Here is an 18,845-nt window from a genome sequence, read left to right as displayed (position 1 = left end):
AACGCCATCCCTCCGGGAGTTCAGATCCACCCTTCGCACCGAAAGAGGTGAGTCCGTGATGAGCTCAGCCAGCGGAACGAGCGGAAGCAACGGGACGAGTGGAGCCGGCGACACCTGCGCGGCGAATGGCGGCGGCGGGGCGGGCGGCGCGGGCAGCCCCGGTGCGGCTCCGGGGCACTGCGCGCCGCCCGGGGTGTGTGGTTCGTACGGCGGGGCGACGTACGGGAGTTCGGCCGGGGGGCCGGGCAAGGGCGCGGCCGGGTACGGCGGGATGACGTACGGCGTCCCTCCGTACGGCGGTCCGTCGAACACGGCCGTGCCGGTCAGCCGGGCGGATCTGGCCGCCGACGTGCAACTGGCGCTGGATCTCGCCCGGGGGCGGGCGACGGGGGAGGCGGCGGACGCCCTGCGGGTCCGCCTGCGCCGCGCCATCGTCGCGTACGCCCCGCTGGCCGACGCCTACGCCGCCCAGCTCGCGGACTCCCGGGCGCGGGAGATCGTCACGCACATGGTCTGCCACGCGTGGGCCGTGGCGCAGGACCCGGGGCAGGATCCGGCGGTCAACCTCCGGCTGCTGGCGAAGGCGGTCGACCATCTCGCGCGCTACGCGGCGGCGGCCCGCCACATGGCCCCCACCGACCTGGATCCGGGGGCCTGCTGACCGACCGCGTCCCCGCGGACGGCCGACCGCCCGACGGTCCGGCCGACCGCCGCAGGGGCGTGGCCGGCGGGGGCGTCGAACGACTTTGCCATTGCTTTACAACCCGAGGGGCCGCTGCCTCGTCTCTCCGCACGTTCCGTTTCCCGGCCCGCCCCTCCCGGTGGGCCGACAACGAAGGAGAGCCGTTCATGCGCCGAACCACCGTCAGTCTGCTGACGCTTGCCTGCGCCGCCGTGCTCGCCACCGGCGCCGGTCCCGCCTTCGCGGACACGGCGACCCCGGCCCCGCGCACCCCCGCCGCCGCCCCGGCGGCTGCCGCGACCGAGGCGCCCAGCGCCGCCCCGGCCCCCACGGAGCCTCCGGCCGAGGAGCCCAGCGCGGTGCCGAGCGCGGCGCCCGCCGAGGCCGCAGCACCGACCGCCGTGCCCGAGCCGGTGCCCACCGAGGCGGCGCAGGTCTCCGCCGTACCGTCCGGGGCGCCGGACACCGGAGTCGCCTCCGCCGCCGCGCAGCCGGGCGGTGGCAACGGGGCGCTGATGGGCGGCGGTGTCGCCGCCGTGGTGCTCGGGGCGGGCGCGGCCGTGTTCCTCGTGCGCCGCCGGGGTACCGGGGCGACCGGGGCGTGACCTCGTACTCCAGGCGGGCCGTCGGACTCGCCGCGCTGTCCTCGCTGGCCGCCGGTTGCGGCGCGGGGCGCGAGGACGGGGGCGGGGGCGGTGCGGTGGCCGGGCGGCCACAGGCGTCGGCCCCCGCGCCGGGCGCGCGGCCCGGCCGGTCCCGGTCGCCCTCCCCCGCAGGCGCGTCGGCGCGTTCGGCGCCGCTCCGGCTGGAGGTTCCGGCGATCGGGGTGGACACCCCGGTCGTACGGCTCGGCCTGGCGGCGGACGGCACCGTGGAGGTGCCCGCGATCACCGCGCACGACCGGGCGGGCTGGTACGAGCTCGGCCCGGCCCCCGGTCAGCTCGGCCCGGCCGTGATGCTGGGGCACGTGACGGTCGGGTCGTACGGTGACGGGGTCTTCCGGCACCTCGCGCGACTGCGCGCGGGGGACCGGGTCGTGGTGCGCCTGGAGGATGGGACGGCTGCGGGGTTCACCGTCTTCGCCACCCGCACGGTGGCGAAGACGGCGTTCCCCACCCGGGCGGTCTACGGCAACGTGGACCGCCCGGAGCTGCGGCTCATCACCTGCGGCGGAGCCCGGGACGACGACGGCGGCTACCGGGACAACGTGATCGTCTTCGCTGCCCTGGACCCTTCCGGGGCAGCCTCTGACCTGGGAGACCGGTGAAGCGGGCCCGCGAGAGGAACGACCGGCGCGGCAGGCAGGCCCAGGCGGCGGCCGAGCTGTTCGCCGTGGGCTATCCGTCGCTCGCCGGATGGTGCCGCCGTCTCGTGGACGACGACGGGACGGCGCACGAGATCGCCTCGGAGGCGTTCACGCGTCTCTGGGCGCGGTGGACGAAGGTGGACGAGCCGCGCGGGTATCTGTACGTCACGGCGGCCAACCTCGTACGCGACCACTGGCGTTCGCTGGAGCGCGAGCGCCGGGCGGTCCGGCGGGTGGTGACCGAGGAGGTGGTCGGCGGCCATGCCGAGCCGGCCGACCCCTCGGTGCGGATGCTGGTGCAGTCGTTGCCCGAACGGCTGCGCGTGCCGATCCTGTTGCATTACTACGCGGACATGCCGATTCGGGAGGTGTCCGCGCTGACCGGGCGGAAGGAAGGGACCGTCAAGGCCGATCTCCACGCGGCCCGCGAACTGCTCCGCGCCCACCTGAGGAGAAGCCTTGACCACTCGCGTTGACGAGGAGCCGGAGTTCGGCGCCGACGACCCGCTCGCCGTCATCCTGCGGCCGGGCCACGACCGCCTCGCGCCGCCCCCGGGCCGGTACGAGGAGCTGCGCCGCGGCGCCGCGGGCCGGAGGTACCGCAGGGGCGCCGCCGTGGTCGGCATGGCTTGTGCGGTCGTCGGACTCGCGGTGCTGCCGTTCCGGTCGACGGGGGGACCGGGCGTACCGGCGCTGCCCGCGTCCCCGGTCGCCCCGGCCTCGACGGGGACCGCGCCCACCGGCTCGGGGTCCGCGGAGCCGGGGGCCACGAAGACGCCGACGCCCGGGGTGACGGGCGTCCCGCCGCGGGAGCCGTCCTCGCCGACGGCCGAACCGTCCGCGGCCAAGGGAGCGGCCGTGCCCGAGCGCGCGTCCGCGGCCCCGCCGACGGAAGCGCCCGGGCCCGCGGCCACGGCCACGCCGAGCGCTTCCGGGGCGGACACCTCCGGGGCGGACACCTCCGGGGCGGACACTTCTGCGGGCGCGGGGAGTGCCCCGTCCACCGCCGTGCCCGTGCCGACGCCCGCCTCCACCGCGTCGGTGGCATCCGCCGCCCCGTGAGTCCGCGCACCGCCCCCGTACGCAGGTGAGGCCGCCCGCGCACCCGGCGCGGACGGCCTCGGTGAGCCGGTTCGGGGCACCTCAGTCGGTGACCTCGATCCTCCCGTCGTCCTTGGACGGCGACCCGGCGCCCTCGCCCTCGGTGGCGAGGGCGGCGGGCTCGGCGGAAGTGGCGGCGGGTGCGGCCGTCCGTGCGGCGGTGAGGTTCTTGAGCAGCGAGGCGAGGTCGACGCCCGTGGTGGAGGTGAGCAACTCCATGCCCTGGGCGACGTTGTCGGTGACGGTACGGGCCAACTGGCTCGCGCCGTCCGTGGAGATGACCGTCATCTTGTCGATCGCGCTCAGCGGCTCGGCCGCCTTGGCGACGACCAGGGGCAGGACCTCCACCAGCATCTGGAGGACGGCCGCGTCGCCGTACTGCGCGAACGCGTCGGCCTTCTTCCGCATGGCCTCGGCCTCGGCCGCGCCCCGGGCGGCGATGGCGGCGGCCTGGGCCTCGCCCTCGATGCGTACCGCCGCGGCGAGCGCCGAACGCTGGAGCTTCTCGCCCTCACCGGTGAGCCGCGCGCGGTCGGCGGTGGCCTCCGCCTCCTTGACCTGGGCGATGCGGCGGGCCTCGGCCTCCTGCTCGGCCTGGTAGCGGGCGGCGTCGGCGGGCTTGCGGACGCGGGTGTCGAGCTCGCGGTCGGTCAGCGCCGCCTGGCGCTCGGCGACCTTCTCCTGCTCCTGCAGGACCTCCTGCCGGCGGGCGGCCTCGGCGAGCGGGCCCGCCGCGTTGGCCTTGGCCGCGGCCACCTCGGTCTCCACCCGGATCTCCGCCTGCTTCAGGTAGAACGTCCGCTCCGCGACGGCGATCTCCTCGGCCGCCTTCAGCCGGGCCTGCTCGGAGGTCCGCCGCGAGTTCGCCTCGGCGATGTCCGCCTCCTGCTTGGCGCGGGCGGCCTCGGGCCGGCCCAGGTCCTCCAGGTAGGTGCCCTCGGTGGTGATGTCGTGGATCTGGAACGCGTCCAGGATCAGGCCCTGGCCGGAGAGGCTGGCCTCGGCCTCCTCGGCGACCTGGCCGGCGAAGGCGGCCCGGTCGCGGATGATGTCCTCGACCGCCATCCGGCCGACGATCGCGCGCAGCGAACCCGACAGGACCTCCTGCGTGAAGCCCGCGATGCCCGCCTGTTGGCGCAGGAACCGCTGGGCGGAGGCGCGGATCGCGTCCTCGCTGCCGCCGACCTTGACGATCGCGACGCCTTCGAGGTTGGCCTTCACCCCGCGCAGGGTGACGGCCCCGCGCACCTTGACCGGGATCTGCCGGCTGGAGAGGTCGAGGGTGTACCGCTGCTGCACGAACGGCACCACGAAGACCCCGCCGCCGACGACCACCTTCTGGCCGGTGTTGTCGATGCTGGTCCGGCCGGTGACCGGGTCCGTGTGCTTCTTGCCCCTGCGGCCGGTGATGATGAACGCCTCGCTGGGACCCGCGACCTTGTAGCGGGTGACGACGGCGAGGCCGAGCAGGACGAACAGTACGACGATGCCGATGACGCCTGTGATCACTGGACTCATGCGGTGATGCCCCCCTGGACCGCTGCCCGTTCGGGCGGCGATTGTTCAACGACCGTATGTCTTACGGTCGTTCTACCGGGCGCACGACGACCGAGGAGGAGGACGGGACGGCCTCGACCCAGATCTCGGTGCCCTGCGCGACGGGTGCGGCGCTCTTCGCCGCGTACTTCACGGTGTGCCCGGCGAGGCGCAGCAGCACTTCGCCGTAGCCGTCTTCCGGGATCGCGGTGACGACGGAACCGATGGTGCCGATCAGGTCGTCGCCGCGCGGTGCCGGGTCCGTCCGGTCCTTCATCAGGGCGAGGCTGAACCGCCAGGTCAGCCAGGCCGCGACCAGTCCCGCCAGGCCCCCGCCGACGAGGGCCGTGGGCAGGCCCGCACCGGTGGTCCCCTGCACGATCGCCCCGCCGAAGCCGAACATCGAGAGGAATCCGGCGATCACGGGGAGCGAGAGCAGGCCGTCGAAGAGGCCGTTCAGCAGGCCCCCGAAAAGCCCGCCGAAGATCCCTTCCAGAATGCCGTCGAAGAGCAACGACAGGGCGAGCAGGGCGAGTCCCGCCGCACCGAGTGCGAGGAGAAGCGTCACGTCGTACCCCCTTGAGCCGTCCGGGCCCCCCGGCCCCGCTCCTGGCGAACCGGACGGCTGGAACCGGCCGGCGAACCGACCGGAGGTTCTCACGGGCCGGAGCCCACCGTCACTGCCGGGAACCGGCAGTCTTCGGACGATCTTGATGCCGGAAACTGCCGTCCGATGGGGTGGACGACCGTGCCGCACGGTTGGTTCCGTGCCCGGGCCGCCGGTCTTGCGCCCCGTACCGCCCTCAGCGCTTCACCAGCGCCACCAGGCTCAGCCCGAACATCAGTACGCCGAGCGGGAGATGGACCGACGGCACGTGCGCGATGCCCAGTACGACCTGGACGGAGGCGAGGACGAGGAAGCCGGTCGCGTGCACGATCGGCCGGGCCGGACCGCCGCCCGGCTTCCACGCCAGCACCGCCGCGAGGACGTACAGCATCGACGCCCCGTACATCACGCGGGCGCCGGCGCTGTGCAGCGTCTCGCCGTAGGAGGTCGTCAACAGCAGCCCGGCGGATACCGCCTGGAGAAAGATGGTCAGGGTCTGCAGGGCTATCGCGATCCGCAGGAACGAGAAGCGGTGCTCTGCCGCCGCCTGGGTGGTCATGGCCACGGTCCCCTTTTCCGCCCCGGAAGGCAGTCGGTCGGTAAGGTCTCACCAGCCCGACGACGTGGGTCCGCGAAAGGTAAGGCGCGAGGGGGCGGCCGGAATGGGAACGACGGGGACGGGCACCGGCGAAGTGGCCGGGGAACGGCGTCAACTGATCAACATCGCCTACCGGTTGCTCGGCTCACTGGCCGAGGCCGAGGACGCCGTGCAGGAGGCGTACACGCGGTGGTACGCACTCCCGCGAGCCAGGCGGGAGGAGATCGAGGCGCCCGGCGCCTGGCTGACCACCGTGACCGGCCGGGTCTGCCTGGACGTGCTCGGTTCGGCGCGGGCGCGGCGCGAACGGTACGTCGGCTCCTGGCTGCCCGATCCGCTGCCCGACCGCTCCGCGGGGGACCGCGAGGGCGGCGACCCCGCCGACCTGATGGTCCTGGACGAGTCGGTGAGCATGGCGTTCCTCGTCGTCCTGGAGTCGATGACCCCCGCCGAGCGGGTCGCGTTCGTGCTGCACGACGTGTTCCGCTACCCGTTCGCCGAGATCGCCGGCGTCCTCGGCCGGACCCCGGCCGCCTGCAAGCAGCTCGCCGCCTCCGGACGGCGGCGGCTGCGCACCGGGCGCCCGCCCGTCGCGGCGGCCGGGCGGGACGACGTGGTGCGGCAGGTCAAACAGGCGTGGGAGGCCAGGAACATCGCGGCCCTCGTCGGCCTCCTCGACCCCGCCGCCGTGCTGACCGCCGACGGCGGCGGCCTGGTGAGCGCCGTCGCGCGCCCGGTCGAGGGCGGTGCGCGCATCGCCGCGTACATGGCCGCCGTCGCCGACCGGGCCCCCGGGCTCGAACTCCTGGAGCGCTCCGTCAACGGGACGCCGGGATTGGTGGCCCTGAGCGGCGGCACCGTCCTGACGGTGGCCTCCTTCGACATCGCCGACGGCCGCGTCACCCGCATGTGGGTGGTCCGCAACCCCGAGAAGCTGCGGCCGTGGCTGGACGACGTCTGAGAGCCCCCGGGGGCCCTCAGACGGGGGCGATCTCGGCGAGCCGGGCGGCCAGGGTGTCGACGGACTGGAAGGTCGCGCCGACCAACGCCACGTGCTTCCACCGCAGTACGCCGTCGGGCCCGATGAGGAACACCGAACGGCGCACCCCGATACCGGGGGCGGCCACTCCGTAACTCCGGGCCACCGCCCGGTCCGCGTCGACCAGCAGCGGCATCCGCAGCCCCCGGACCCGGGCGAAGTTCTCGTGGCTGTCCACACCCTGTGGACTGATTCCCCAGACGTCCGCCCCGAGCCCCTCGAAGACCTCCAGGCCCGAGGAGTACGAGCAGAGCTGCCGGGTGCAGACGGTCGTGTTGTCACCGGGATAGAAGGCCAGGACCAGGGCGCGCCCCGGCGCGTCCGCCCGGACGTAGTCGCGCCGTACGAACTCCTCACCCACGAGTGCGCCACCGGGAAGAGTGAACTCCGGTGCGGGGGCGCCGATCTGAGGGCCTGATGCCATGATGTCTCCTTCGTTCGGGGAATGTTCCCCGGCGAGGTGCCCGCCGGGAGGACGTTCCTACGAGAATGTGCCCAGGTGTTCCGCACGAGCATGCTCCTCGTAAGGGCGAACCGTTCCACGACCCAGTCCACGACCCAGGAGGTGTGCGTGGCCCCGCAGATGCCCTCGGCGGCGGTGCTCGTCCTGCACGGCGGCCGGGCCCAGGGAACCGGGCCGCCCCCGCCCGGCCTGCTCAACCTGCCCGGCCTCCGGATGTGGCCGTTCATCCGGTCCCTCGTCCGGGCGACCGGCGCACACCGGACCGGCGGAGCGGTGGGCCCCGTGCTCGTACGCGGCGTGCGGTACGGCCACCGGGGGTGGAACGGCGAGCGCGACGACGCCTTCCACGACGCGGTGCACGCCCTGGACGTCCTCCAGGACGAGGCCGGGGAACTGCCGGTGATCCTGCTCGGCCACTCCATGGGCGCCCGCGCCGCCCTGCGCGCCGGAGGCCACCCGCTGGTCCGCGGGGTCGTCGGCCTCGCCCCCTGGTGCCCGCCCGGCGACCCGGTCACCCAGCTGTCCGGCCGTGACGTGGTGCTGCTGCACAGCACCCGCGACCGGGTCACCAGCCCGCAGGCGACCCAGTCCCTCGTCACCCGGGCCCGCCGCGCCGGAGCCCGCACCTGCCTGATCACCGTGCGCGGCAGCGACCACGCGATGATCCGCCGCGCCGCCGCCTGGCACCGCACCACGACCGAGCTCGTCACCGGCCTGCTCGGGCTGACCCCCGTGCCCGGTCCGGTCGCGGAGGTGCTGCGGCTCCCCGCCGGCGCCGAGGCGACGGCCGGAACGCTGGACTTCGACGGGCTCCCCGCGCGCTGAACGCCCCGCGTCCCCGGATGCGGCGCCCCCGGGCGCGGCAGAGGATGGGGTTCCGGCAGGTCGTGAGCGGACGCGCCGACGCGACGGCGGAGGGAGGTTTCCGGTGCAGGGCAGATCCGACGAGGAACCGCCGCCCGCGCCCGACCCGGGCGGCCCCGCTCCCGGCGCCGAGGGTGCGATCCCCCGGGTCGACCTGGCAGCCGTCGCCGCCTTCGCCGACGGCTCCCCCGCCGGGATCGCCGCCTTCGACACCCGCCTGCGGTACGTCTACGTGAACCCGGCGCTGGAGGAGTTCAACGGCCTCCCCGCCGCCGCCCACCTCGGCCGCACCATCCAGGAAGTGCTGCCCCACCTCGACGCGCGCGACCACGTCATGCGGCGGGTGCTCCTCGACGGAGTGCCCCGCGTGTCCGTCACCGAGGGCCAGTCCTGGGGCGTCTCCCTCCACGAGGAGCGGTACTGGCAAGCCGCCTACCACCGGCTGGAGCAGAACGGCGAAGCCGTCGGGGTCGTCGCGATCCTGCTGGAGATGAGCGAGGTCAAGAACGAGGAGCGGCAGCTGGCACGCGCCCGCAGGCACCTCAGCCTCCTCGCGACCGCCGCCGTCAACATCGGCACCACGCTCGACATGGACACCACCTGCCAGGAACTCGCCCGGTTCGTCGTCCCCGCGCTCGCCGACTTCGCGGCCGTGGACGTCTTTCCGCCCGAGGTCGGGCACACCGTCCGGCAGGCACCGGCGGGGATTCTGCGGATGCGGCGCGCCGGGTACGCCGCCGCCCCTCCCCACGAGGAGGGGGCGGCGCTCTTCACCCACGCGGGCGAGTACATCGACTTCGAGGAGGACGCCGTCGTCGCCCGGTGCCTGGCGACCGGCCGGCCCCTCACCAGGGACCTGGGCGACGCCAACGAGTACGGCCGCGCCGGGGCCACCGCCGAGATGATCGCCGCCTACCGGGCCTCCGGACTGCGCTCGGCCCTGGCGGTCCCGCTGGCCTCCCGGGGGGTGTCGGTCGGGGTGCTGAGCCTGGTCCGGTCGGAACGGTCGCGCCCCTTCGACGACGAGGACGTCCTCGTCGCGAGCGAACTCGCCAACCGGGCGGCGACCGACCTCGACCACGCCCGCCGCTACGACCGCGAGCACACCATCGCCCGGGAGCTCCAGGCGTCCCTGCTCTCCGAGCCCCGGGGCGCCCACCCGCACGTGGAGGTCGCCACCCGCTACCTGCCCGCCGACCGGGGCGCGGTGGTCGGCGGCGACTGGTTCGACGTCGTACCGCTGCGCGACGGCCGCCACCTCAAGGCGATGGGCGACGTGATGGGCCACGGCGTCGAGGCGGCCGTCGCGATGAGCCACTACCGCTCGCTGCTGCGGATGCTCGCCGGGGAGGACCTGCCCCCGCACCGCATCCTGGAACAGCTCGACACGATGGTGCAGCGCTCCGGCGTGGACCGGGCCGCCACCTGCCTGCTCGCCGTCGTCGACCGCTACAACGGGTGGTGCGAGGTGGCGAGCGCGGGCCATCTGCCGCCCGTCTTCATCGACCCGGACGCACAGAGCTCCCTGGTGGTGCCGGTGGTGCCGGGCCCGCCGCTCGGCATGGGCTTCGGCGGCTACCGCACCGAGGTGGTGCCCTGCCGCCCGGGAACGGTCCTCTTCATGTACACCGACGGGCTGGTGGAGCGCCGGGGCGAGGACATCGACGCCTCCCTGCAGCGGCTCACCACCCTGACCATGCCGGAGAGCGGCGACCTGGAGGACCTGCTCGACGCGGTCCTGGACCGGTTCGGGGCCGACGCCGACGACGACATCGCCGTGCTCGCCTCCCGCATCCGGGAGGACACCGGCATCGACCACCTCATGGACGGCCCCCGCCCGCCCTCGGGCCCCCGCCTGATCCGGGGCGGCGGCGCGCCCTGAAGGCCCGCCCCGCGCTCCCTTCGGGGGCGCTGGGCACGGGCGGCTCAGTTCAGCCCAGCTCCAGGCTGGTGAGCCCGTAGACCCCGCCCCGGTCGAACTCCGGCACCGGTCCCGCGTACATCCGGGCCGTCCCGAACGCCGGCCTCAGCCCCAGCTGCTCCGCGAGCCGCACCCCCACCGGGTTGATGTCGGGCACGTCCACCGCGACCGGCACCCCGGGCACGGTGGCCGCGAGGGCGCCGAGCAGCGCCGCCGCCACGTCCGGCGAACCCGCGTACAGCGGGCCGACCCGGGAGGCGGCACGGCAGGCCCGCACCACCCCGAACCCCTCCACCGCGCCGTCCTCCTCCCGCACCACCGCGAGCGCCGTCCGGTGCGGCGCGGTGATCCACGCCGCGAGGAAGGCGTCGCGCGGCGCCGGGAAGAACCGCCGGTCGTACGCCGCCAGCCGGTCGAACGGCACCGAGCGGGCGTCCGTCAGCCGCAGACCCGGCGGGAGCTGCGCCGCGGTCGCCGGGAACCCCTCGTACCGCGCGTTGCTCCACTCCGTGCGGAAGCCGGACCTGCGGTAGTTGGCCTGCTGGTCGGGTACCCCGTCGAGCCCGATGGTGCGCCCGCTCAGGCGTGCCGTACCGGCCCGCCAGGTGCGCAGCCCGTAGCCCTGTCCGCGCAGGTGGGGGCGGGTGAGGTAGAAGCCGAGGAAGGCGTAGCCGGTGCCGTAGCGCACGACCGACACCGAGGTGACGGGCTCCCCGTCGAGCCGGCCGATGAGGAAGCCGCAGGGGTCGGCGGTGAAGAACGGGCCCTCGTCGGCGAGGCCCGGGTTCCAGCCCTCCTCGTGGGCCCAGGCGGCCAGGGTGGGCATGTCGTCGGCGCTCGCGGTGGTGATCTCGAAGGTGGACACGGACCAGTCGTACCCCGGGCGGGCGGGGGCGCTGCCGCGGTTTCGCAGGATTCCGGCCCCGGGGGCCCGACGCGCCCCCGGAAACTGCCCTAAGGAGTGGCGTGCGCGGACGGCTGTTTACGCCGCAGCTGCCGCACTACGATGGCGACCGAGGTGATCATCGGCAGCAGACCCGCGACCGAGTCGGCCGCGAGCAGCTTGTCCGCCCGCCCGGTGGTGCGGCGGACCCGCTTCACCGCGCGGACCACGGCGAGGCTGCCGGTGCCGACCTTGAGCAGCAGGCGCACCGTGGACGGGCCCGACGCGGCCTCCTGCCCGGGATCCGGGGCGTCCGCGGTCTTCCGGGCCTTGTGGGACCTCTTTCCGGACATCTCGCGTCCCTCCTGTGGCACCGGTCCGGACCCGTGCGCGCGGCCCGGACTCGTACCCGTCCCACGTAACCGGCCTTGCGGACGGCCCGCAAACGCAGTCGTCCCCGGCCGGCCCCGGGCGGGCGCCTGGTGCGGTGGCAGGCGTCCGGAGGGCTGTGGCGTGCGGTGCTCCGCCGCGCCGGAGCGGCCGTCAAGTCGCCCCGCGCGAGGCAGGGTTCGGGGCCACGACATGACGTAGCCCTTCACGACGGGGGATGCGTGAAGGGCTACGTGTGCATTATGGCCCGCCCCGCCCCTGGCGACAACTGACCGGTAGGTCAGGTGACTTCGACCGGCCGGTCGGTCGCCCGGTGCGCCGGGCGGGAGCGGTGGGGCCCGCGGGGCGTGGTTGCGCGAGTAACCCCGGACGGCCCAACGGGTGTGTGCGGGAGGCACGCGGGCGGCGGAGAAAGCCTCGCTCCACGAGACGGGAAAAACTGTCGCGGCTACGATAGAGCTGACTGATCTGGACACAAGTGTTCTGGGACTCGCAGGTGTCCCCGGGGAGCGGACAGGCCGCCTCCCGGGTCTCGCCCGGGTGGTCCCGGAAGAGGTGCTATGCCCCCGGAAGCCACACGGCACGTCGTCGACCGTCTGGACGACGACGACTACCCCGCGTACACGATGGGGAGGGCCGCCGAGATGATCGGCGCGACCCCCGCCTTCCTGCGGGCGCTCGGAGAGGCCCGGCTGATCACGCCCCTGCGGTCCGAGGGCGGCCACCGCCGCTACTCCCGCTATCAGCTCCGTGTCGCGGCCCGTGCCCGGGAGCTGGTGGACAGCGGGACGCCGGTCGAGGCGGCCTGCCGGATCGTGATCCTGGAGGATCAGCTCGAAGAAGCGCTCCGCCTCAACGAGGAGCTGCGCGCCGGCGGGGGCGGACGGCGCCCCGACGGGTCCGGTGAGCCCCAGGGGTCCGGCCGCTCCTGAATATCTGCCTCCGTCGAAGCAGATTTACGGACAATGCGCGAGGAGAATTTATGACGCCCCGGGCGGAACGTAATTACGTACCGCCCTCTTTTGCTTGCATCGTGCTACGGTTGTTGTAGTTGCAGTTGTGGTTCCCAAGAACTTCACGCGCTCTTGCCGGTCGTACACCGGTGGGTGCGGTTTTGTATTTCCGGTATTCATCCCGGACGGGGTAATCATCACGGCGACGTTGGGCGCGCACAGTGCGGGTCCGCGGGTTATGCCCCCAAGGAGACTGACATGGCTACTGGAACCGTGAAGTGGTTCAACTCGGAAAAGGGCTTCGGCTTCATCGAGCAGGACGGTGGCGGCGCTGACGTCTTCGCCCACTACTCGAACATCGCCGCCCAGGGCTTCCGCGAGCTGCAGGAGGGCCAGAAGGTGAACTTCGACATCACCCAGGGCCAGAAGGGCCCGCAGGCCGAGAACATCACCCCTGCCTGATCTCGCGCAGACGTTCCACGCAGCTGGGGCCCGCACCTTGGGGTGCGGGCCCCGGCTCGTTGGCGTTTTTGGCCGTGCGGGATGATGTCCCCCGGAGGCCGGATTTCTTATTCGCCTGTTCATCCGGCGTTTCTTGTTCTTCGGCAGGAGTTCCGCTCCCGGTTCTCCTGTTTTCCGTATTTGTCCCGTTCATCGGCTCGTTCTTGCGATTCTGGGCGCCCTTTCGGTCGTCGCTCTTCACAGAGAATCCCTCGATACGTGCCCATCGAGGAAAGGTTCTGCATGAACCGCGATCGCACGCCCCGCTCGAACGACAGGTTTTCCCGCACCCGATCCGGTGGTTCCTCCTCCGGCGGCTCCGGATTCGGTGGCGGCCCGAGGTATTCCGGCGGGGGCCGCCCCGGCGGCTCCGGCGGCGGACCGCGCCGCTCCGGCGGCCAGGCCGGCCGCAGGCCCGCGGGCAAGAGCGAGTTCGCCCTGCCCGTCACGATCAACCCGGGGCTCCCGGCGGTCGAGACCTTCGACGCGATGGAGCTGCCCGCGCCCCTGAAGGCGACCCTCGTCGCCCAGGGCGTGACGGTGCCGTTCCCGATCCAGGCGGCCACGCTCCCCAACTCGCTCGCCGGGCGGGACGTCCTCGGCCGGGGCCGCACCGGTTCCGGCAAGACACTGGCCTTCGGCCTCGCCCTGCTGGCCCGTACGGAAGGCCGCCGCGCCGACGCCCGCCGGCCGCTCGCCCTGGTCCTCGTGCCCACCCGCGAGCTGGCCCAGCAGGTGACCGACGCGCTCACCCCGTACGCCCGGTCCCTGAAGCTGCGGCTCGCCACCGTCGTCGGCGGCATGTCGATCGGCCGGCAGGCCAGCGCGCTGCGCGGCGGTGCCGAGGTCGTCGTCGCCACACCGGGGCGCCTGAAGGACCTCATCGAGCGCGGCGACTGCAAGCTGGACCGGGTCACCATCACGGTGCTCGACGAAGCCGACCAGATGGCCGACATGGGCTTCATGCCGCAGGTCACCGAGCTGCTCGACCAGGTGAACCCGGAGGGGCAGCGGATGCTCTTCTCGGCGACCCTCGACAAGAACGTCGACCTGCTGGTCCGGCGCTACCTGCACGACCCGGTCGTGCACTCCGTCGACCCGGCCGCCGGTGCCGTCACCACGATGGAGCACCACGTGCTCTACGTGCAGGGCGCCGACAAGTACGCCACCACCACGGAGATCGCCGCCCGCGAAGGCCGCGTGATCATGTTCCTGGACACCAAGCACGCCGTGGACCGGCTCACCGACCACCTGCTGGCCAGCGGGGTGCGGGCCGCCGCGCTGCACGGCGGCAAGTCGCAGCCGCAGCGCACCCGCACCCTGGAGCGCTTCAAGACCGGGCACGTCACCGTGCTGGTCGCCACGAACGTCGCGGCGCGCGGCATCCACGTCGACAACCTCGACCTCGTGGTGAACGTCGACCCGCCGAGCGACCACAAGGACTACCTGCACCGCGGCGGGCGCACCGCGCGCGCCGGCGAGTCCGGCAGCGTCGTCACGCTGGTGCTGCCCAACCAGCGCCGCGAGATGACCCGGCTGATGCAGGACGCGGGCATCACCCCGCAGGTCGCCCAGGTCCGGTCCGGCGAGGCCGAGCTGAGCCGGATCACCGGCGCCCGGACCCCGTCCGGTGTCCCGGTCACCATCACCGGCCCGCCGTCCGAGCGCCCGAAGACCTCCGGCAAGTCCCGGGGCGGTGCCTTCATGGGCCGCGGCCGGGGCCCGGGCGCCGGTGCCCGCTCCGGCGGCCGGAGCCGCCGCACCGACCTGCCGACGCCCGAGGCGCGCGCCGCAGCCGCGGTGCGCCGCGCCAACCGCGCCGCGTAACCCGTACAGCCGCGTAACCCGTACAGCGGGAGCGCCCCCGTCCCCGGTCCTTCGCGACCGGTGGGCGGGGGCGCTCCGTCGTACGCACCGCCGTCAGGTCTTCCGGGCGGCGCCCGTGCCCTCCGCGTCCACGTGCGGCAGCAGGCGGTCCAGCCACCGCGGCGTCCACCAGGCGGCCCGGCCCAGCAGGGTCATCACGGCGGGCACCAGCAGCAGCCGTACGACGGTCGCGTCGATGAGCACGCTGGCCGCGAGGCCCAGGCCCAGCATCTTCACCACGATGTTGTCGCTGATCAGGAACGCCGCGAAGACGCTCACCATGATCAGCGCCGCGCAGGTGATGACCCGGGCGGTGATCTCCAGCGCGTGCGCCACGCTGCCCCGGGGGTCCCCGGTGCGCAGCCACGCCTCGTGGATGCGGGAGAGCAGGAAGATCTCGTAATCCATGCTCAGCCCGAAGACGATCGCGAACATCATCATCGGGACGTAGCTCTCGATCGGCACGTCGCCCGACACACCGAGCGCCGGACCTCCCCAGCCCCACTGGAAGACGGCGACCACCACCCCGTACGAGGCGGCGATCGAGAGCACGTTGAGGACCGCCGCCTTCACGGCGACGAGCAGACCCCGGAACACCACCAGGATCACCAGGAACGCCAGCCCGACGACGACCAGGATGATCAGCGGCAGACGGCCGGCGACGATGTCCAGGAAGTCCACCTGGGCGGCGGTGGTGCCGGTGACGTACGTCTGCGCCTTGTACCCCGCCACGGCCTTCGGCAGCACGGTGTCGGTCAGGTCGTTGGTCAGGGCGGTGGTCCGCTCGTCCTGCGGGGCGGCCACGGAGTACGCGGTCGCGGTGAGCACGTCCCCGTCCGAGGTGGCGGTGAGCTGCGTGATCTTCGCGGCGTCGGTCACCCCGGTGAGGGCCTGCTGCGCCTGAGAGGAGAGCGCCGCCCGGTCCGCCTGCGGCACGTCGCTCTGGTCGATCACCAGCGTCAGCGGGCCGTTGGAGCCGGGGCCGAAGGCGGACGACATCAGGTCGTACGCCCGCCGGTCGGTGAACGACTTCGGGTCGGCGCCGTCGCCGATGTGCCCCAGCTGGATGAAGAACAGCGGGAAGGCCAGCACCGCCAGCACCACCACCCCGCCCACCAGGAACCACCACGGCCGCCGCTCCACCCGCTCCGCGTACCGGTGCCAGCCGCCGCGCGCGCTCCCGCCCGGCGCCGCGTCCGTCTCGGCGATCGGCCCGCGCACCCGGACCCGGTCGATGTGCCGGCCGATCAGCCCGAGCAGGGCGGGCACCAGGGTCAGCGCGCCGATCACCGCGGTGACCACGGTGACCGCCGCCGCGAGACCCAGCTTCCCGATGAAGCCGATGCCGGACACCCAGAGTCCGGAGAGCGCGATGATCACCGTGCAGCCGGAGAGCAGCACCGCCCGCCCGCTGGTCGCGGCGGCGTTCCCGGCGGCGGTGGGCGGATCCTGGCCGTCCATCAGGTTCTGCCGGTGCCGGGTCACCAGGAAGAGCGCGTAGTCGATGCCGACGCCGATGCCGATCATCGTGGCGAGCGTCGGCGACACCGTGGCGAACGTCCACACGGACGCCAGCAGCCCCAGCAGCGCCAGCCCGCACACCGCGCAGAACAACGCCGTGACCAGCGGAAGGAGCGCGGCGAGCAGGCTGCCGAAGCCGATCAGGAGGACGAGGATCGCCACGCCGAACCCGATCGCCTCGCTGGTGCGGTCGTCGGCCTCGGGGCGGGCCAGCTCGCCGAGCGGCCCCCCGTACTCCACCTGCGCCCCGGCCGAACGCAGCGGCTGCACCGCCTGGTCCACCCCGTGCAGGTAGCCCGGACCGAGCGTGGAGGGCTGCACGCTGAAACGGACCGTGATGTACGCCGTCTTCCCGTCCGTGGAGAGCGGCCCGGTGTTCGGCGTCCCGGTGGGCGGCGGGGTCGGCTGCGTCCCGGGCGGCGGCAGCGGGTTCTGCGCGGAGAGCACGTCCGGCAGCTTCTGGAGGCCGGCGACCGCCGAGGAGACCTGGTCGGAGAGGTCGGTGAGGGGCTTGTCCGCGTCGTGCAGGACGATCTGGCTGCTGTACCCCCCGGCGGACGGCGCGTGCGCCTGGAGGACGTCCAGCCCGTCCTGGGACTGCGTACCGGGGAGCGAGAAGTCGTCGGAGTAGTCACCGCCGTACGCGTGGACGAGCGCCTGGAGGCCCGCCAGCGCCACCACCCACACCACCAGTACGACCACGAAGTGCCGGGCGCACCACGCACCGAGGCGGCGCAGCCCGCCGGTGGGGCGCCGCGCCCCACCCTCTCGACGCGGGGGCGGCACGGACTTCGCGGCCGGTGACGACGGCATGGGACCTCCCGATGTCCTCCTCGATGGCGCTTCATTCAAAACGCGCGAGGTCGGGGAGGCACGCGGGGACGGGGGTACGGGTGACGGCGGCGGCCACCGCGGGTCACGGGCGGGAAGGGGGCCACCCCACGGGGGCTTTCCCCACCGCGGGCCTCCCGGCTGCCGGATGGGTGCGCGGCGAACCGTCGACCACCCTTCTGCCATGGCTACTCACCGGAACAGTGCACGGCCGGCCGCGCTCCTCGCCACCGCCCTCGCGGTGACCCTGACCGCCGCCGTCACCCCCTCGGCCCAGGCCACCGCCGGGCCCGCGCGCACCGCCCGCGCCCTGGAGTGGCGGCCCTGCACCGGCGGGCCCGCCGGACAGGAGTGCGCGGACCTCCCCGTACCGCTCGACTACGCCCGCCCGGACGGCCCCGCCCTCACCCTGGCCGTCTCCCGCCTGCGCACCGACCGCCCCGGGGCCCGGCGCGGCACGCTGATGGTGATCCCCGGCGGGCCCGGCAGTTCGGGCGTCCAGCGGCTGACGCAGAAGGGCGCGGCCCTCCGGGAGGCGACGGAGGGCCGCTACGACCTGGTCTCCCTCGACCCGCGCGGGGTCGGCGGCTCCACCAAGGCCGGCTGCGGACTCGCCGAGGACGACCGCATGCTGACGGCCCTGCGGTCCTGGCCCGCCGCCGACGGCTCGATCGACGAGAACCTCGCCCGGTCCCGGCGCACCGCCGAGGCCTGCGCGCGCAACGGCGGGGAGGTGCTCCGCAGCTTCACCAGCGCCAACCAGGTCCGCGACCTCGACCGGTTCCGGCAGGCCCTCGGCGAACGGAAGGTCTCGGCGTGGGGCGTCTCGTACGGGACCTACATCGGGGCCCAGTACGCGCAGGCCCACCCCGGGCGGGTCGACCGGCTGGTGCTCGACAGCAGCGGCGACCCCGATCCGGCGCGCGTCGAACGCGGCTGGCTGGCCAACATGGCGCGCGGCGCAGCCGACCGCTTCCCCGACTTCGCCGCCTGGGCCTCCGACCCGGCCCGCGAGGCCGACGGACTGCGGCTCGCCGAACGCCCCGAGGACGTCGGACCGCTGCTCCTGGACCTCGCCGCCCGCCTCGACCGGACCCCCGGGGAGTCCAGCGTTCCGGGCGCCCCGCTCACCGGGAACGGGCTGCGCCAGACGCTCCAGAACGCCCTGTACTCCGACAGCGCGTTCGCCGGATTCGCCGCGCTGGTGCGGTCGGTGGAGGACCCGGCGGCCGTGCCCGTGCTGCCGCCGGAGCTGGTCCACCCGCTGCCGGACCAGGACGCGGCGCTGATGGTCTCGGTCATCTGCAACGACGTGCGGTGGCCCGCCGACACCGGCGCGTACCGCGAGGAGGTCGCCGCCGACCGGGAGCGGTACCCGCTGACCGCGGGGATGCCCGCCAACATCACCCCCTGCTCCTTCTGGCAGAACCCGCCGGCCGACGAGCCGGCCACGCTCACCGACGACGGCCCCTCGAACGTCCTGATGATCCAGAGCCTCCGCGACCCCGCCACCCCGTACAGCGGCGCCCTGAAGATGCGCGCCGCGCTCGGTGCGAAGGCCCGCCTGGTCACCGTCGAACACGGCGGCCACGGGATGTACCTCGGCAACGGCAACGCCTGCGGCGACCGGACCGTGAACACCTTCCTCACCACGGGACGACGACCGGCGCGGGACACGTACTGCGCGGACTGAGGCCGCAGGGGCGGAGGCGGCAGGGGCTCCCGCGGGCGGGGCCGGGGAGGGACTGCCCGCGGGGCGCGTGTCCGTCCCCCGCCCCGGCGC

The 18,845-nt window shown here is 74.0% G+C and carries 19 protein-coding genes; 12 read left to right on the top strand and 7 right to left on the bottom strand.

Annotated features, from left to right (window positions below):
- Window positions 1-58: 58 nt before the first annotated feature.
- The 5 genes from ACFWEE_RS28260 to ACFWEE_RS28240 all read left to right on the top strand — a co-directional run bounded on the left by ACFWEE_RS28260 (window position 59) and on the right by ACFWEE_RS28240 (window position 3,050).
- On the top strand, window positions 59-661 hold the full coding sequence (locus tag ACFWEE_RS28260; protein WP_386893298.1) for a hypothetical protein: 603 nt from the start codon (window positions 59-61) through the stop codon (window positions 659-661).
- Between the two features lie 188 nt (window positions 662-849).
- Window positions 850-1,287 carry a sortase-dependent protein gene (locus ACFWEE_RS28255; RefSeq protein WP_386893296.1) on the top strand — a complete coding sequence of 146 codons (438 nt, stop codon included), beginning with the start codon at window positions 850-852 and terminating at the stop codon, window positions 1,285-1,287.
- Window positions 1,284-1,949, top strand: a complete 666-nt coding sequence (locus ACFWEE_RS28250) for a class F sortase (protein WP_386893295.1) — start codon at window positions 1,284-1,286, stop codon at window positions 1,947-1,949. The genes ACFWEE_RS28255 and ACFWEE_RS28250 overlap by 4 nt, the downstream gene beginning before the upstream one ends.
- Entirely contained in the window at window positions 1,946-2,464 is a 519-nt protein-coding gene (locus ACFWEE_RS28245) for an RNA polymerase sigma factor (RefSeq protein ID WP_386893294.1), read from the top strand. Before ACFWEE_RS28250 ends, ACFWEE_RS28245 begins: the two co-directional genes overlap by 4 nt.
- Window positions 2,448-3,050, top strand: a complete 603-nt coding sequence (locus ACFWEE_RS28240; RefSeq protein WP_386893292.1) for a hypothetical protein — start codon at window positions 2,448-2,450, stop codon at window positions 3,048-3,050. The genes ACFWEE_RS28245 and ACFWEE_RS28240 overlap by 17 nt, the downstream gene beginning before the upstream one ends.
- A gap of 81 nt (window positions 3,051-3,131) precedes the next feature.
- Here the strand turns inward: ACFWEE_RS28240 and ACFWEE_RS28235 are convergent, their stop codons facing one another.
- The 3 genes from ACFWEE_RS28235 to ACFWEE_RS28225 form a co-directional block, all read right to left on the bottom strand.
- Window positions 3,132-4,607 carry a flotillin family protein gene (locus ACFWEE_RS28235; RefSeq protein WP_386893291.1) on the bottom strand — a complete coding sequence of 492 codons (1,476 nt, stop codon included), beginning with the start codon at window positions 4,605-4,607 and terminating at the stop codon, window positions 3,132-3,134.
- Between the two features lie 61 nt (window positions 4,608-4,668).
- The gene (locus tag ACFWEE_RS28230) at window positions 4,669-5,193 is read right to left on the bottom strand and encodes a hypothetical protein (protein ID WP_386893290.1); all 525 of its coding nucleotides are present in this window, start codon (window positions 5,191-5,193) and stop codon (window positions 4,669-4,671) included.
- A gap of 235 nt (window positions 5,194-5,428) precedes the next feature.
- A complete protein-coding gene (locus ACFWEE_RS28225) occupies window positions 5,429-5,791 on the bottom strand; it encodes a hypothetical protein (RefSeq protein WP_386893288.1) in 363 nt (120 codons plus the stop codon).
- 103 nt (window positions 5,792-5,894) lie between these two features.
- Between ACFWEE_RS28225 and sigJ the strand changes: the two genes are divergently transcribed.
- Window positions 5,895-6,791, top strand: a complete 897-nt coding sequence (sigJ, locus tag ACFWEE_RS28220; protein ID WP_386893287.1) for an RNA polymerase sigma factor SigJ — start codon at window positions 5,895-5,897, stop codon at window positions 6,789-6,791.
- A gap of 16 nt (window positions 6,792-6,807) precedes the next feature.
- Here the strand turns inward: sigJ and ACFWEE_RS28215 are convergent, their stop codons facing one another.
- Window positions 6,808-7,293 carry a peroxiredoxin gene (locus ACFWEE_RS28215; protein WP_386893286.1) on the bottom strand — a complete coding sequence of 162 codons (486 nt, stop codon included), beginning with the start codon at window positions 7,291-7,293 and terminating at the stop codon, window positions 6,808-6,810.
- Between the two features lie 147 nt (window positions 7,294-7,440).
- Here ACFWEE_RS28215 and ACFWEE_RS28210 point away from each other — a divergent pair, with 147 nt between their 5' ends.
- Together ACFWEE_RS28210 and ACFWEE_RS28205 are read left to right on the top strand one after the other, a co-directional pair.
- Window positions 7,441-8,157: an alpha/beta hydrolase gene (locus tag ACFWEE_RS28210; RefSeq protein WP_386893321.1), complete on the top strand. Its 717-nt coding sequence runs from the start codon at window positions 7,441-7,443 to the stop codon at window positions 8,155-8,157.
- A gap of 178 nt (window positions 8,158-8,335) precedes the next feature.
- Window positions 8,336-10,078 (top strand): SpoIIE family protein phosphatase, encoded by a 1,743-nt coding sequence (locus ACFWEE_RS28205; RefSeq protein WP_386893320.1) that lies wholly within the window; start codon window positions 8,336-8,338, stop codon window positions 10,076-10,078.
- A 49-nt stretch (window positions 10,079-10,127) separates the two neighbouring features.
- Here the strand turns inward: ACFWEE_RS28205 and ACFWEE_RS28200 are convergent, their stop codons facing one another.
- Together ACFWEE_RS28200 and ACFWEE_RS28195 are read right to left on the bottom strand one after the other, a co-directional pair.
- Window positions 10,128-10,982, bottom strand: a complete 855-nt coding sequence (locus ACFWEE_RS28200; protein WP_386893285.1) for a GNAT family N-acetyltransferase — start codon at window positions 10,980-10,982, stop codon at window positions 10,128-10,130.
- 89 nt (window positions 10,983-11,071) lie between these two features.
- Complete coding sequence (locus ACFWEE_RS28195; RefSeq protein WP_386893283.1) at window positions 11,072-11,353, bottom strand: hypothetical protein; 282 nt, start codon at window positions 11,351-11,353, stop codon at window positions 11,072-11,074.
- Window positions 11,354-11,950: 597 nt separating this feature from the next.
- On the opposite strand from ACFWEE_RS28195, the gene ACFWEE_RS28190 reads away from it, so the two are divergent.
- The 3 genes from ACFWEE_RS28190 to ACFWEE_RS28180 all read left to right on the top strand — a co-directional run bounded on the left by ACFWEE_RS28190 (window position 11,951) and on the right by ACFWEE_RS28180 (window position 14,671).
- A complete protein-coding gene (locus tag ACFWEE_RS28190) occupies window positions 11,951-12,322 on the top strand; it encodes a MerR family transcriptional regulator (RefSeq protein ID WP_386893282.1) in 372 nt (123 codons plus the stop codon).
- A gap of 279 nt (window positions 12,323-12,601) precedes the next feature.
- Window positions 12,602-12,805: a cold-shock protein gene (locus ACFWEE_RS28185; protein ID WP_266706811.1), complete on the top strand. Its 204-nt coding sequence runs from the start codon at window positions 12,602-12,604 to the stop codon at window positions 12,803-12,805.
- A gap of 282 nt (window positions 12,806-13,087) precedes the next feature.
- Entirely contained in the window at window positions 13,088-14,671 is a 1,584-nt protein-coding gene (locus ACFWEE_RS28180) for a DEAD/DEAH box helicase (protein WP_386893280.1), read from the top strand.
- 93 nt (window positions 14,672-14,764) lie between these two features.
- On the opposite strand, the gene ACFWEE_RS28175 is transcribed toward ACFWEE_RS28180, so the two are convergent.
- Window positions 14,765-17,044: an MMPL family transporter gene (locus ACFWEE_RS28175; protein WP_386893278.1), complete on the bottom strand. Its 2,280-nt coding sequence runs from the start codon at window positions 17,042-17,044 to the stop codon at window positions 14,765-14,767.
- 202 nt (window positions 17,045-17,246) lie between these two features.
- Between ACFWEE_RS28175 and ACFWEE_RS28170 the strand changes: the two genes are divergently transcribed.
- The gene (locus ACFWEE_RS28170) at window positions 17,247-18,755 is read left to right on the top strand and encodes an alpha/beta hydrolase (RefSeq protein WP_386893277.1); all 1,509 of its coding nucleotides are present in this window, start codon (window positions 17,247-17,249) and stop codon (window positions 18,753-18,755) included.
- The last annotated feature ends 90 nt before the right edge of the window (window positions 18,756-18,845 follow it).

Source organism: Streptomyces sp. NPDC060184 (genome assembly GCF_042728795.1).
Lineage (GTDB): Bacteria > Actinomycetota > Actinomycetes > Streptomycetales > Streptomycetaceae > Streptomyces.
The sequence above is the reverse complement of the archived record's forward strand: the minus strand, read 5'-3'. Positions and strand labels throughout refer to the sequence as shown.